Origin of the sequence: Cellvibrio japonicus Ueda107, from assembly GCF_000019225.1 — a bacterium.
Classification (GTDB): domain Bacteria; phylum Pseudomonadota; class Gammaproteobacteria; order Pseudomonadales; family Cellvibrionaceae; genus Cellvibrio; species Cellvibrio japonicus.
In genome coordinates, this window is sequence record NC_010995.1 from 2,682,828 (window position 1) to 2,696,825 (window position 13,998).

The window sequence follows — 13,998 nt, forward strand, 5'->3', positions numbered from 1 at the left end:
TTAGTATCAAGCTGTAACTGGATGGATTACTGCATTGATAAAACAACTAAAACACAGCCACCGACACTTCGGTGGACTTAATCAGGGCAACGACTTCCTTACCGACAACCAAGCCCAGGTCATCCACTGAACGCGTTGTGATTACTGAAGTAATAATGCCCGCCGGTGTTTCTATATCGACTTCGGACACCACCGAGCCCCGGACAATTTCCTTGATCTTGCCGTGGAATTGATTGCGAACATTCACTGCGCTGATAGCCATAATATTTTTACCTTAAAACCTATTCACCAGGATAAACGAACTTCGCCCAAACGGCCGAAATCCACAAATGTTGGCGCAGGTACCTTACTGGTATCCTCGCCGCTGATCTCCGCCAATGCCTGGCGTTTGATACTGTTAAATTGTGCGCTATTGCGATCGCGCGGATGGGGACTGGGCACACTGATGACACGTTTGATACGCCCGGGATTGGGCTCCATCACCACAATGCGATCCGCCAGGAATACCGCCTCTTCCACATCGTGGGTTACCAGGATCATGGTGATATTTTCCTTGCGCCAAATATGCTGCAGCTCCTGTTGCAGATAACCGCGTGTCATGGCATCCAGTGCACCAAAAGGCTCATCCAGCAATAAAACATCGGGGCGATTGACCAGGGCCCGGGCAATAGCAACACGCTGCGACATACCGCCGGAGAGCTGGTGGGGCCAGGCATTCTCAAACCCCTGTAATCCCACCAATGCAATATGTTGCTGCACCAGGTCTTTTTTCTCTGCGACAGAGGCTGAGGAGTTTTTCAAAGCGATGCCCACGTTATCAGCCACGGTTAACCAGGGCAGCAGGCGATGTTCCTGAAATACAATACCGCGCGTTAGGCTTGGGCCAGTTACGGCAGCCCCGCCCAGGGAAATTTCACCGGAGTAATCTACATCCAGGCCCACCAGCAAACGCAGCAGTGTGGATTTCCCGCAACCACTACTGCCCAAAATGCTGACGAACTCTCCCGGCAATACTGTGAGGTTAATATCCTTGAGAACTTCCAGGGACGAACCCTGGTGATGAAAATGTTTACCAATATTCTTTAAACGAAGAACCCGATCCTGGATGTGATGTACCACCATTACACCAGCGCCTCCACAGGCGTCGCTACCTCTGCAGTACGGCGATAAATACCCGATTGCAAACGGAATACTTCCTGGATAGCAATATCGATTCGCTCCTGCACCGTTGCACTGGTTAAGTCGTACCCCTCAAAATCCGAGGCCTGGCTGTAAATCCCTGTGGGCACGGTAAAAGCCCCCAGGCTATTAAATAAGGGACGCAAATGGCTTTCCAGGATCAGCGCATGATGGGCACTGCCACCATTAGCGGCCAGGATAACAGCCTTGCCCTCCAGGGCATCGCGCTCTACCAGGTCAAACACATGTTTGAACAGGCCGGGATAAGCGGCGCGATAAACCGGAGAGGCCACCACAAGCACATCCGCAGCTTCAATGCGTTGCAGCACCGCTTCCTGTTCAACCGGCAACTGCTGGCGATACAGTGCACCGCCAAATCCGGTCGCTACCTGCGCCAAATCAATCACCTCAGCCTCGACCTTTGCCAGGTGGGCAAAACGCTCTACGATGGCATTTACCAACCCATGGGTTTTGGAGGGACTGCTCACCCCCCCGGAAAAACCTAAAACTCGCATAACAATTAACTCCGCGAACATAAATTCAATAATACTGTTGTAAACACCTATCCAAAATTCATGTCCAGCAATACTTGTGCCATTGAATTTTTAATGAAATATCTTCAATCGCACACAACCATTGCTGAAAAACAAACACCACCCCGCTCCGCCTGCTTAAAAACCAACATTGTTAAAAGGCATTGTGCTATTCAAAAACATCGAGCTATATGGATATAAAAAAGCATTATTTTATTTTTAATGACGATGGCCCTACTGTTTTAACAGAATTTTTACGTTACCCGCTTAATCCACTTAAGGAAAAAATCATGTCGATTTATAAATACATCAGTTATGGCCTTGGTGTTGTTCTGGTATCGATGAGTGCTGCTGCACAGGCAGCCAGTGAATACCTGGTTAGCACTGAATGGCTGGAAAAAAACCTGAACAACAAAAACCTGCGCATCCTTGAAGTCAGCGTAGACCCGGGACAATTTGAACGCGGCCATATTCCCAATGCGAGCAATATTAATTGGCACACAGACCTGGTTGATCCGGTAAAGCGCGATATTGCCTCACGTGAAAATTTTGAAAAGCTGCTGCGTAATGCCGGCGTCAACCAGGATTCCACTGTGATCCTGTACGGCGACAACAACAATTGGTTTGCAGCCTGGGGCGCCTGGGTATTTGATGTGTACGGAGTCAAGAACGTTAAGTTGCTCGATGGCGGCCGCAAAAAGTGGGAAAGCGAATCTCGTCCACTCTCGGTAAAAGTTGCCAGTACAAAACCGGGCAATATCAAGGTAGCAGACGCTAACCAGGCATTGCGCGCCTTCCTGCCGGATGTGGTCAGTGTTGCAACGCAGGAAAATCCCGCGACCAAACTGGTAGACATTCGTTCACCCGATGAATACAACGGCAAGATTTTCGCACCGGCAGGTGTACAGGAATTGTCGGTACGTGCCGGCCATATTCCCGGCGCGGTGAATGTCCCCTGGGGCCAGGCAGTTGCAGAAGATGGCACCTTCAAGTCCCCTGAAGAACTGCGCAAGGTATATGCGGCTGTGGGTATCGATGGCACCAAACCGATTATTACCTATTGCCGAATTGGTGAGCGCTCCAGCCACACCTGGTTCGCACTCAAGAAAATCCTGGGCTACGATGTGAAAAACTACGATGGCTCCTGGACTGAATATGGCAACGCTGTAGGGGTCCCGGTTGCCAATGTAGCCGGCACAGTGTGGGGCGGTAAATAATCTATTCCCGCACCTGCTATCAACCATAAAGCTCCCCCATCGGGGAGCTTTTTATTTAAGAAGATAATCCATGGCTTTTTTGTTATCTCCCGGGGTATTAACACGCGGCCTTGCCCTGTTGGTTGCCAGCCTGTTGATCGGTGCCAGTTGGTACCTTGCCAATCTCCATGAGCGGGAACTCTCACTCGCGCTGCTATTGGGTGCCCTGTTCGGTTTTGTATTGCAGCGTTCCAAATTTTGCTTTTTTTGCATCACACGTGATTTTGTAGCGCAGCGCAATAGCCTGGGGTTGCTGGGACTGGTTGCCGCCCTGGCAACAGGTATTTTGGGCTACAGTGCCGTTTACGGTGCAATCCTTCCCACACCGGTTGAGGGCCGCTTGCCTCCGGATGCCCATATAGGCCCGGTATCCTGGGTACTGGTATTTGCTGCGCTGGTTTTTGGTTCGGGCATGAGCCTGTCCGGCTCCTGTATCAGTGCGCACTTGTACCGTTTGGGCGAAGGTGCCCTGGCCTCCGCTGTGGCACTTATTGGTGTCATCCTGGGTTTTATCCTTGGCTTTGCAACCTGGAATGATCTTTACCTGCGTTTTATCCAGGAGGCTCCTGTTGTATGGCTACCCCATTATTGGGGATATGGCGGCGCCTTGTTAATCCAATTGGGATTGCTGGGTTTTATTGCCTGGCTCCTGGTGAAGCATCACCGCACAGTTGATACACAACATACGCCAGTGTCTTTTTTTACGGCATGGTTTGTAAATCGATGGCCAACCTACCTCGGTGGAATGTTGATTGGCTCTCTCGCCACAGTGGCCTATTTTCGCATTGCCCCCTTGGGGGTTACCGCCGAATTGGGCAGCCTTGCACGCACCCTTGGCAGCGAGGCCAATATACTGCCCAGCCGTCTCGAAGGCCTGGATAGTTTTTCAGGTTGCGCTACGGCCATCAAGGAAACCCTGCTTTCCACGAATGGTGTTTTTATTGTAGGACTGGTGTTTGCTTCATTCGCGGCCAGCTTATTCAGTGGTCAGTTCGCGTTTGATCTACCCGACCTGCGCAAAGTGTTGCGTCATTTTGTCGGAGGTATCTTGATGGGATGGGCCAGCATGACCGCGCTGGGATGTACGGTGGGCACCCTGCTGTCGGGTATTATGGCAGGCGCCTTATCTGGCTGGATATTCGCCGTATTTTGCATTATCGGCTTGTGGCTAACCCTGAAGCTGCGCACCCGGATCGCCTGGCTGAAATAAGAGAAATGGCGCCGTCAAAAATAGCGGCTAACACCCATCGCCGGGCAGCGCCATTAATGCACATCCTGTGTCTTTTGCTGCTGGAAATATTCAAAGATAAATTTCAGGATCAAAGTTAACAAAGCGATGGAAGCCAGGAGCAAGGCCGCTGTAAAGGCGCCAATGCTGTTGTAATCCTGATGCAGTAACTGCACATGTAGCGGTAAGGTATTAGTCTGCCCGCGAATGGAACCGGAAATCACTGCCACCGAACCAAACTCACCTACCGCGCGGGCGGTTGTCAGTACAGAGCCATAGAGTAAAGCCCATTTAATATTGGGCAGGGTTATCTGCCAAAACAAACGCCAACCATTGGACCCCAGTAAGACCGCAGCCTCCTCTTCCTCATGTCCCTGGGTCTCCATCAGTGGAATCAACTCACGCGCCACATAGGGGCTGGTCACAAAGACAGTGACTAACACAATGCCCGGCCAGGCGAATACAAATTGAATTCCATAATCAGCCAACCAACTGCCAAGCCACCCCTGGTTGCCATACAACAATAAATAGCACAGGCCGGCAACCACCGGAGAAATAGCATAGGGAGCATCGATCAGGGCAATTAACAGGCGCCGCCCCCAAAAACGGAAACGGGTAACACACCAGGCGATCATGATGCCGAACACCATATTCACCGGCAAAGTAATTAATACCACCAACAAGGTCAGTCGAATCGCTGCCAACATATCCTTATCAAGCAGGTTCCGGGAAAAGAGGGTCCAGCCACCCTGGAATGCGGCGAAAAATATTAGCAGCAATGGCAGTATCAAAAAAATAAAGACAACAATAAGCCCCAACCACACCAAAAGGCGGGCATAGCCGATGGGTTTGCGAGGTGTATATTTCACGGCAACTACCTAAGTTTGGGGGAGAGATAAAACCGCTGTGCGATTTGCAGCAATAACAGTAATACCAGGGATACCGTCAAAATAAACAAGGCAACGGCCGCTGCGGCCACATAGTTGTATTCGCCAATATAGGTAAATACCATCAACGAAATCACTTCTGTGCTGTAAGGCATATTACCGGCGATAAAAATAATCGCCCCGAACTCGCCCAGGCAACGCACATAGGACAAGCCTACACCCTGCACAAAAGCCGGAAAAATATGCGGCCACACAACACGCCGGAATATTTGCCAGCGATTAGCACCCAGTGACTCTGCAGCCTCCTCAAATTCCGGTGACAAATCTTCCAGCACCGGCTGGAGACTCCTGACCACAAAAGGCAGGCTGGTAAAAAACATCGCAACCACTATGCCATAAAACGTGTAGGAGACTTTGATATCCACAGGCGCAAGCCACTGCCCTATCCAGCCATTGGTCGCAAATAGCGCCGATAAGGTAAGGCCCGCCACCGCTGTGGGCAAGGCAAATGGCAAGTCGATTAAACTATCGATTAGCCGCCTGCCGGGAAATTCATAGCGCACCAGGATCCAGGCCAACAGCAGACCTAATACCCCATTAAAAAACGTGGCCACTGCCGCTGTCAGGAAGGTGACCTTAAAACTGGCCAACAGGCGCGGATCGGTAAAATAAAATACCAGCTCATTCCAGCTAATTTCCGCCGCTTTGAGTATCAGGGTAATAGCCGGCAGGAGTACGATGAGGCTCAAATAAAAAACACTCAGCCCTAGGCTGAGTGTTAATCCGGGTAAAACGCGCTTAGGTCTGGAGAGCAAACGCGACGGTGATTTCAACAATGACGATTCCTCTCACAGACCAGGGTAATACACTTACTTTTTCGCCTGGCGCAACAATTGGTCGAGCACACCGCCAGTACCAAAATGCTCCTGGTTGATCTTGTCCCAGCTACCGAAGACATCTTCCACGGCAACCAGCTTCAACGCCGGGAAGTTGCTGGCATATTCTGCCTTAACCTTGGTATCGTGGATACGGTAGAAGAAATCGGCCAATACCCGTTGGGCGTCTTCCGTGTAGAGATAGTTCAGGTAGGCGGTTGCCACTTTTTCAGTACCCTTTTCGTTGGCAACTTTCTCTACCACAGCCACCGGGAATTCCGCCAGTACGCTGATTTTGGGCACAACGATATCATATTTGTCTTCACCATACTGTTTGCGGATCAGGTTGACCTCTGATTCAAAGGTCAATAATACATCGCCCAATTCACGCTCGACAAAGGATGTGGTTGCGCCGCGACCACCGGTATCGAATACCACCACATTACCCAGGATTTTGCTAACGAAATCCTTGCCCTTGGCATCATCATTCTTGAACTTGTCCTTGGCATAGATCCAGGCAGCGAGGTAAGTGTAACGGGCATTACCGGAAGTTTTCGGGTTGGGGAATACCAGCTTGACATCGCTGCGTGCCAAATCATCCCAGTCTTTTATACCCTTAGGGTTACCCTTGCGCACCAGGAATGCAGTGGTGGAGTAAAAGGGTGAGCTGTTATTGGGAAATTTTTTCCGCCAGTCAGTACTCACAAAATTGCCCTTTTCATGCAGTACATCAATATCCGTTGACTGGTTAAAGGTTACCACGTCGGCCTTTAACCCTTGCAGGATAGAGGCTGCCTGCGCGGAAGAACCCGCGTGAGATTGTTGAACCACAATAGGGGTTCCGTGCTGTTTCTGCCAATGCTCCTGGAATTTGGGATTAATAACCGCAAACAGTTCGCGCGATACATCATAGGATGCATTGAGGATTTCCTGCGCTGCACTGGCAGTACCCGAAAATACCAGCAAGGCAGCAAGTCCGAGTGCCTTCAAGCCTTTTGTGTGACTCATGTTTAGCTCCTGAAAAAGAATGTGGATGTCATCGGGTAATGATTTAAACACATAAACGAAAGCGAATTTATACTGATATTTTCTATGCTTATAGCTGCCCATCCACATGGCTCACACCAATATCAACAGCCCCTTAATTCTGCCTCTTACCTAAACATATTCCCCACAACAACAACCCTGCCAATATCGGCAGCCACATTAAAAATACACACGGCAAGCCCTGGTATTGTCCAAGGATACTCCCTGCCAAGGCACCCACCAGGGAACCGGATATGGTAAATAAATTATACACACCGGAGATTTTTCCCTTGTCCATACTGACCTTGCTGAGCTGCAGGGTTTTAATCAGGCTAACCAATGCAGAGCCGCAGGCCAGCATCAGTGCACCGGCTATTAGCCCGGCAAAATTGCTTACTAATCCCAACAATCCCAGACCCAATATGCTGAGTACATAACTGGCATTCTGCAGCCCCTGTAGTGAAAAATGATTCAGTAGATAACCCAGTACAAAGGAGGCGCCCACCATGGCCATACCATGCAGGGTAAGCAAGCTAACCGCCTGGTTTTTTGACAGTGACAGGGCATTAACCGCGAGCACAATAATAAACGTGGTAAACACCGTGTTAATGGCGCTGTTAATAAATTCAATCACACAGCCTTCCTTGACCACAGGGATATGCCACAACTGTTTAAGTTGGGTACCGAGGGCTTCTGATTCGGCTGATGATTCGCGAACCGGCTGTACAGTCGCTCCTGCTTCACCGGGCAGTACATTGCCACTGCCAAATACCATGACACCGAAGAGTGCTGCAATCAGTGCGTAACACCACAGGTAATCCACACTGCCCAATAATACGCTGGCCAAGAAAGGCCCCAGGATCATCATGCCAAAGGTCTGCGACCCGCGGTACCAACCCGCACGCGATACACTGACTTGCGACAGGTAATGTAAAAAAGCGCTGTTCATCGACACCACCCGGAAAGGCACGGCCAATGCAATCAATCCACGCAGCAAGGCAATGGTGTACCAGAGGTTTACCCATGGCATCAATGCATTTAGCAACATAGGCACCAGGCTGGATATGGCGTAAATCCGCCGCGCACCATAGCGCGCAATAATAAATCCCGCAGGCAGGGTTACCAGCAAACGCCCGATGGCTTCACATACCGCGATATAGCCTATCTGCGCATCTGTTGCTCCTTTATCCAGCGCATAAAATGTAGTCACTACCCTTCCCATACCGATGGCAATACCACCAATAATGGCGAGCAGCATAAAACGACCCAAGGTGAAATTAGCGCTCAACAATCAGCCCCAACAAAATAACCACTATTTGATAACTCCCACACAGTGCAATAGGCAACGCACTTTTTGCTTGCGCAAAAAACAAGGGCGCCTAAAGCGCCCTTACAAAAATAACACTGACGAATATATCAAATGCGTGGATCCGGTGTTAAGCGCAGGTAAGGCTTAACCGCTTTGTAGCCTTTCGGGAAGCGACGGGCAATTTCATCGGCATCTTGCAAAGCAGGGACAATCACCACATCCTCACCCGGTTTCCAGTTACCGGGTGTCGCCACCTTGTGATGCTCGGTGAGTTGCAACGAATCAATCACCCGCAAAATTTCATCAAAATTTCTGCCGGTGCTGGCAGGGTAAGTAATGATCAGGCGGATTTTTTTCGCCGGGTCGATAATAAACAGCGAGCGCACCGTCAGCGTGGCGTTAGCATTGGGGTGAATCATGTCGTACAGGCTGGATACCTTGCGATCTGCATCGGCCAGGATCGGGAAATTTACCTGGGTCAGTTGGGTTTCATTGATGTCATTAATCCATTGGTTGTGGGAATCCACCGGATCCACACTCAGGGCAATCGCCTTCACATTGCGCTTGCTGAATTCGTCCTTGAGTTTGGCTGTCAGGCCCAGCTCCGTAGTGCATACGGGCGTGAAATCTGCCGGGTGGGAAAAGAGTACGCCCCAGCCATCACCCAGCCATTGGTGAAAACTGATGGTTCCCTGGGTAGATTCCTGGACAAAATCCGGTGCTTCATCACCTAAACGCAAGCTCATTTCTGACTCCTGTTAGTCATGGTAGGAATGTTGGCGTTTATGCTAGGCGTTTATAGCCGCCGGGAAAAATACTCTTTTGGAACTTGCTTAGAACCAAATGCATATCGCAAATGGTTATATATGAATAACTTCTAATTATTTCCCAAGGCATTTTCAGCCCTCTAGCATGCGCGACTTTGACTGCTATACCAGACAACTGGATACCTAAGCCAATGAAAATACGCGACCTGGATTTATCCAACAGCCCCGTCAATCAGGAACATGAAGCACTGGGCCTGCCACCGGTGGAACAAATTCCCCTCCATCCGGTGATTCGCGCGGCGGTATGGTTTGCCGTACTCACCCTGATTGGCCTGGTTGTCCTAGGCCTAACCCAATTGTTTGGCGGCAGCTGGCAACAAGGGGTAGATAACATCAAGGCCACCCTCGACGACCGCATGTTCTGGAGTGCCCTGCTGGTCGGCCTGCTGGCGCAAATCGTCGATGGCGCATTGGGTATGGCCTATGGCCTTACCTCCACCAGCTTCCTGTTGGCCACAGGTGCTTCACCGGCACTGGCAAGCGCTTCGGTGCATATGGCAGAGGTATTTACCACAGGCATTTCGGGGGTATCCCACGCCAAGTTCGGCAATGTCGATAAAAAACTGTTTGTGCGCTTGCTGGTGCCCGGTATCGTCGGCGGCCTGCTGGGCGCCGTGCTGGTCACGCAAATTGATGGCGACACCCTCAAGCCTTTTATTACGGTATACCTGCTGTTGATGGGCGCTTATGTGCTCAGCAAAGCCTTTCGCAAACACATAGCCACCCGCAAGGGCGAGCCCAAACACGTCGCCAAGCTGGCGCTGCTGGGCGGGTTTGTCGACACCTCCGGCGGTGGCGGCTGGGGCCCGGTCGTTACTACAACCCTGGTAGGCACTGGCCATGACCCGCGCACCACCATAGGCTCAGTTAACTTCGCCGAGTTTTTCCTCACCCTCACCAGCGCCGCCTCGCTATTTATCCTGGTGGAAGAAAGTATTTGGCATGTGGTGATCGGCCTGATTGTCGGCGGCCTTTTTGCAGCGCCCTTTGCCGCTTATGCCTGCAAGAAGTTCTCGACGCGCACACTCCTGATCCTGGTAGGCCTGCTGATTAGCGGCATTTCGCTGTTTAACCTTTATAAAGCCCTGCTCGCCTGATTCAGCATCAATGTACCGCCCTTCAATGCGAAGGTATCATCAACAAACACCAATGGTGCAACCTGCATGAGCAGGCGGGCAGTATCAAGATAAACAGGATTCATGATTTAAGCACCAGCAGACCATCGGCTGAGCGGGATACCCAAGGCTGGTCGCTGCCTGTCGGAAGAGTAGCCGGATCAAGCTTTTTTACCCAAGGTAGCGAACCTTCCCAGCCAAGTTGAAGGCACAGTCGTACCGTCTTGACGCTTGTGCAGTGCTGCAACAGCTCGCGCAACACACCGACACGCAAGCTGTAGGTGCTTTCAACCAGTTCGCGGGCTTCCTGCAACGACTGGCGCACACCGACTTCGCTTAACAGTTCCAGCAGCGCACGCTCCGGTGTCGAAACCTGTGGCGCCCCACTACGCTTTTCAAAGGGAGTCACATGCAGTAAGGCATCCGGCTGTTCGTCGAACAAGCGCTTGCGACGGTACTCAGCCGGAAAGCGTTCAGTGAACCACTCCGGCAATCGACCAGCCGTCCAGCCGTACAAGTGCAGCATAGGCTGCTGCGATACGTATTGGCGCAGGCCATACCAATCAAGTGCTGATTTACCACCGACATGTAACCCGGAGAGCCTGCGTTGTAGCAGCAGTAAACTGGAATACAGCGCCAGAGGGTCATTGGGACGACAAAACACTCCACGCGCTAAACGTGTAAGCCAACCAGCCCGAACGTAGTGAACGGCAAGGTCTGCAGAGATGCCCAGCGCCGCCAAATCTTCCGATGTGATCGGCATCCCCGGCGTTAACCGGGTATAGAGCAAATTTAATTTACTTGAGTTAGTCGTAGCCATACTACGATTATGGCAATATTTTCAAAAAAAGCCAATTTGGCTTGATAGAAAAAGTCGTAGCCAAACTACGACAACCGCAAATAAGTCAAAAACCTGCCAGGTGCCAAAAACGCGCTGCTGTAACTCATATCAACATCAACGCGACAGAAACTATCGCTCAGCGGACTAGATCCTGACGTTTTAACTGGCGTTTTCTTGCCGTAGAATGCCGCCTCTCTCTGTATTTGTGTTCAATGAGTCAACCTATGTCCAGCACCCTCGAAGCCCACGACAGCCATACTCCCATGATGCAGCAGTACCTGCGTATTAAAGCCCAGCATCGCGATGATCTGGTGTTTTATCGCATGGGGGATTTTTATGAGCTGTTTTTCGAGGATGCCAAGCGCGCGTCCGAGCTGCTGGACGTTACCCTCACTGCGCGCGGCAAAAGCAATGGCGAGCCCATTCCCATGGCGGGAATTCCCTTCCATGCCGCCGATGGCTATCTGGCCAAGTTGGTGAAAGCCGGCGTTTCGGTCGCCATTGCCGAGCAAATCGGCGACCCGGCCACCAGCAAGGGCCCGGTGGAGCGCAAAGTGGTGCGTATAGTGACGCCAGGCACCGTCAGCGATGAAGCCCTGCTGGATTCGCGCCGCGATAATTTATTGGTCGCCCTGCACCAGGCGGGCGACACCTTTGGCATTGCTTCTTTAGATATGGCCAGCGGTCGCTTTCTGGTGCTGGAGGTAGAGGGACTGGAGGCCGCCCTGGGCGAACTGCAACGCCTGAACCCGGCAGAGCTGCTGATCAGCGATCACCTGACCACCCCCGAACTGGTGGAAAACCGCAAGGGTCTGCGCCGCCGCGGCCCCTGGGAATACGACCTGGAAACAGCCGAGCGTTTGCTCGTGCAACAGTTTGCCGTGAAAGACCTGGCCGGCTTCGGCTGCGACCACCTGAAAACCGCACTCTGCGCCGCTGGCTGCCTGCTCAGCTACGCGCGCGAAACCCAGCGCACCGCCCTGCCCCATGTGCGCAGCCTGGCCCACGAAAATCGCGATGAAGCGGTCATCCTCGACGCCGCCACCCGCCGCAACCTGGAGCTGGATACCAACCTTACCGGCGGCGATGAACACACCCTGTTTTGGGTGCTGAACCGCTGCGCGACCAGTATGGGCAGCCGCCTGTTACGCCGCTGGCTCAACCGCCCGCTGCGCGATATCGCCCTGCTGCGTGGCCGCCAGGGTGCGATTGCCGAGCTACAACAGAATTACGCCTTTGAGCTAGTGAACAACATCCTTAAACGTGTGGGCGATATGGAGCGTATCCTGGGCCGCCTGGCACTGCGTTCGGCACGCCCGCGCGACCTGTCACGGCTGTTAATGTCGCTCGCCACCTACCCGGAATTGCAAAGTGAACTGGCCCAGCGCCAGGCGCCACAATTGACGCTGCTCGCCCAGCAGATTTCCACCTTTCCCGATCTGGTGGATCTATTGGGCCGCGCCATCATCGATAACCCGCCAGTGGTGATTCGCGATGGCGGCGTGATTGCCGAAGGCTACGATGCCGAGCTGGACGAGCTGCGCAATATCAGCACCAACGCCGGCCAATACCTGCTGGATTTGGAAACCCGCGAGCGCGAGCGCACGGGCATCCCTACCCTGAAAGTGGGGTACAACCGCATTCACGGCTACTACATAGAACTCACCAGCGCCCAGTCGGAAAAAGCCCCTGCCGATTACATTCGCCGCCAAACCCTGAAAAATGCCGAGCGCTATATCACGCCGGAATTAAAGGCATTTGAAGATAAGGCACTGTCGGCCCAAAGCCGCGCCCTGGCGCGCGAAAAAGCCTTGTACGAAGAGCTGCTGGATATCCTCAACCAACAGTTAGTGCCGCTGCAGGACTCTGCAGCTGCCGTTGCTGAGCTGGACGTACTGGCCACCCTGGCCGAGCGCGCCGATGCCCTGAGCCTGAGCCGCCCGGAACTGAGTGAAACACCGGGTATTGAGATCCAGGGGGGGCGCCACCCGGTGGTGGAGCAGGTCACCAGCGCACCCTTTGTGCCCAATGACCTGGTGTTTAATCCCCAGCGCCATATGTTGATCATTACCGGCCCCAACATGGGCGGTAAATCGACTTATATGCGCCAGGCGGCGCTGATTGCCCTGCTCGCCCATATCGGCAGTTTTGTGCCTGCCCAGTCGGCGCGCATCGGCATTGTGGATCGCATCTTTACCCGTATCGGCTCCTCCGATGACCTGGCCGGTGGCCGCTCTACCTTTATGGTGGAAATGACCGAAACCGCCAACATCCTGCACAATGCCACCGCCAAAAGCCTGGTACTGATGGACGAAATCGGTCGCGGCACCAGCACTTTCGACGGCTTGTCACTGGCCTGGGCCTGTGCCAAGCATTTGGCCGAAAAAGTACGCGCCTTTACCCTGTTTGCCACCCACTATTTTGAAATTACCAGCCTGCCGGAAACCGTACCCGGCATAGTCAACGTGCACTTAAATGCCACCGAGCACCAGGACAAGATTGTGTTTTTGCATAAAGTACAGGAGGGCCCGGCCAGCAAAAGTTACGGCTTGCAAGTGGCCAAGCTGGCCGGCATTCCTGCAGAGGTATTGCGCGAAGCGCAAACCCAATTGCATTTGCTGGAAAACGGCGAACATCCGCATTCGATTAAAACCACAACGGCAGAATCCACAGTGGCTGACCCTACCAGTGTCGATGTATTACCCACTTCCCCACTGCAATCCGGTTTGTTTGATGCACTGCCCAACCCTGCGCTGGACGCCTTGAAAAAAATCAATCCGGACAATCTCAGTCCCCGCGAAGCACTGGAGCATATCTATCGCTTGAAAGAGCTATATTCAAAAGGCAAATAAGGTAAAAAGAATCATTCTTAATTAAGTATTTTCGCGACAAATCATCGCCCACTTTATGCTATTTGACGGT

14 protein-coding genes are annotated in these 13,998 nt (G+C 52.3%); 4 read left to right on the forward strand and 10 right to left on the reverse strand.

Annotation, left to right across the window (positions count from 1 at the left end; genetic code table 11):
• Positions 1–46: 46 nt before the first annotated feature.
• From CJA_RS11300 to CJA_RS11310, 3 genes are read right to left on the reverse strand one after another with little or no spacing between them, the layout of a single operon-like run.
• Positions 47–262, reverse strand: a complete 216-nt coding sequence (locus CJA_RS11300) for a TOBE domain-containing protein (protein ID WP_012487940.1) — start codon at positions 260–262, stop codon at positions 47–49.
• A 23-nt stretch (positions 263–285) separates the two neighbouring features.
• Positions 286–1,122: an ABC transporter ATP-binding protein gene (locus tag CJA_RS11305; RefSeq protein WP_012487941.1), complete on the reverse strand. Its 837-nt coding sequence runs from the start codon at positions 1,120–1,122 to the stop codon at positions 286–288.
• Positions 1,122–1,694 carry an NAD(P)H-dependent oxidoreductase gene (locus CJA_RS11310; RefSeq protein ID WP_012487942.1) on the reverse strand — a complete coding sequence of 191 codons (573 nt, stop codon included), beginning with the start codon at positions 1,692–1,694 and terminating at the stop codon, positions 1,122–1,124. The genes CJA_RS11305 and CJA_RS11310 overlap by 1 nt, the downstream gene beginning before the upstream one ends.
• A gap of 308 nt (positions 1,695–2,002) precedes the next feature.
• Here CJA_RS11310 and CJA_RS11315 point away from each other — a divergent pair, with 308 nt between their 5' ends.
• Both CJA_RS11315 and CJA_RS11320 read left to right on the forward strand, forming a co-directional pair.
• A complete protein-coding gene (locus tag CJA_RS11315) occupies positions 2,003–2,929 on the forward strand; it encodes a sulfurtransferase (RefSeq protein ID WP_041552317.1) in 927 nt (308 codons plus the stop codon).
• A 70-nt stretch (positions 2,930–2,999) separates the two neighbouring features.
• Entirely contained in the window at positions 3,000–4,178 is a 1,179-nt protein-coding gene (locus CJA_RS11320; protein ID WP_012487944.1) for a YeeE/YedE family protein, read from the forward strand.
• Positions 4,179–4,231: 53 nt separating this feature from the next.
• On the opposite strand, the gene cysW is transcribed toward CJA_RS11320, so the two are convergent.
• The 5 genes from cysW to CJA_RS11345 all read right to left on the reverse strand — a co-directional run bounded on the left by cysW (position 4,232) and on the right by CJA_RS11345 (position 9,039).
• Positions 4,232–5,065: a sulfate ABC transporter permease subunit CysW gene (gene cysW / locus CJA_RS11325; protein ID WP_012487945.1), complete on the reverse strand. Its 834-nt coding sequence runs from the start codon at positions 5,063–5,065 to the stop codon at positions 4,232–4,234.
• A gap of 5 nt (positions 5,066–5,070) precedes the next feature.
• Entirely contained in the window at positions 5,071–5,919 is an 849-nt protein-coding gene (gene cysT, locus CJA_RS11330) for a sulfate ABC transporter permease subunit CysT (protein ID WP_012487946.1), read from the reverse strand.
• 33 nt (positions 5,920–5,952) lie between these two features.
• Positions 5,953–6,966: a thiosulfate ABC transporter substrate-binding protein CysP gene (cysP, locus tag CJA_RS11335; RefSeq protein ID WP_012487947.1), complete on the reverse strand. Its 1,014-nt coding sequence runs from the start codon at positions 6,964–6,966 to the stop codon at positions 5,953–5,955.
• Between the two features lie 133 nt (positions 6,967–7,099).
• The gene (locus CJA_RS11340; protein WP_012487948.1) at positions 7,100–8,272 is read right to left on the reverse strand and encodes an MFS transporter; all 1,173 of its coding nucleotides are present in this window, start codon (positions 8,270–8,272) and stop codon (positions 7,100–7,102) included.
• Positions 8,273–8,400: 128 nt separating this feature from the next.
• Entirely contained in the window at positions 8,401–9,039 is a 639-nt protein-coding gene (locus CJA_RS11345; RefSeq protein ID WP_012487950.1) for a peroxiredoxin, read from the reverse strand.
• A 212-nt stretch (positions 9,040–9,251) separates the two neighbouring features.
• Between CJA_RS11345 and CJA_RS11350 the strand changes: the two genes are divergently transcribed.
• Positions 9,252–10,217, forward strand: coding sequence for a sulfite exporter TauE/SafE family protein (locus tag CJA_RS11350; RefSeq protein ID WP_041551469.1), 966 nt, complete (start codon positions 9,252–9,254; stop codon positions 10,215–10,217).
• On the opposite strand, the gene CJA_RS19880 is transcribed toward CJA_RS11350, so the two are convergent.
• Together CJA_RS19880 and CJA_RS11355 are read right to left on the reverse strand one after the other, a co-directional pair.
• A complete protein-coding gene (locus CJA_RS19880) occupies positions 10,196–10,321 on the reverse strand; it encodes a hypothetical protein (RefSeq protein WP_012487952.1) in 126 nt (41 codons plus the stop codon). The two genes, CJA_RS11350 and CJA_RS19880, sit on opposite strands and share 22 nt — an antisense overlap.
• Entirely contained in the window at positions 10,318–11,055 is a 738-nt protein-coding gene (locus tag CJA_RS11355; RefSeq protein WP_012487953.1) for a type IV toxin-antitoxin system AbiEi family antitoxin domain-containing protein, read from the reverse strand. Before CJA_RS11355 ends, CJA_RS19880 begins: the two co-directional genes overlap by 4 nt.
• 245 nt (positions 11,056–11,300) lie before the next feature.
• Here CJA_RS11355 and mutS point away from each other — a divergent pair, with 245 nt between their 5' ends.
• Positions 11,301–13,928 carry a DNA mismatch repair protein MutS gene (mutS, locus tag CJA_RS11360; protein WP_012487954.1) on the forward strand — a complete coding sequence of 876 codons (2,628 nt, stop codon included), beginning with the start codon at positions 11,301–11,303 and terminating at the stop codon, positions 13,926–13,928.
• Positions 13,929–13,998 lie beyond the last annotated feature (70 nt).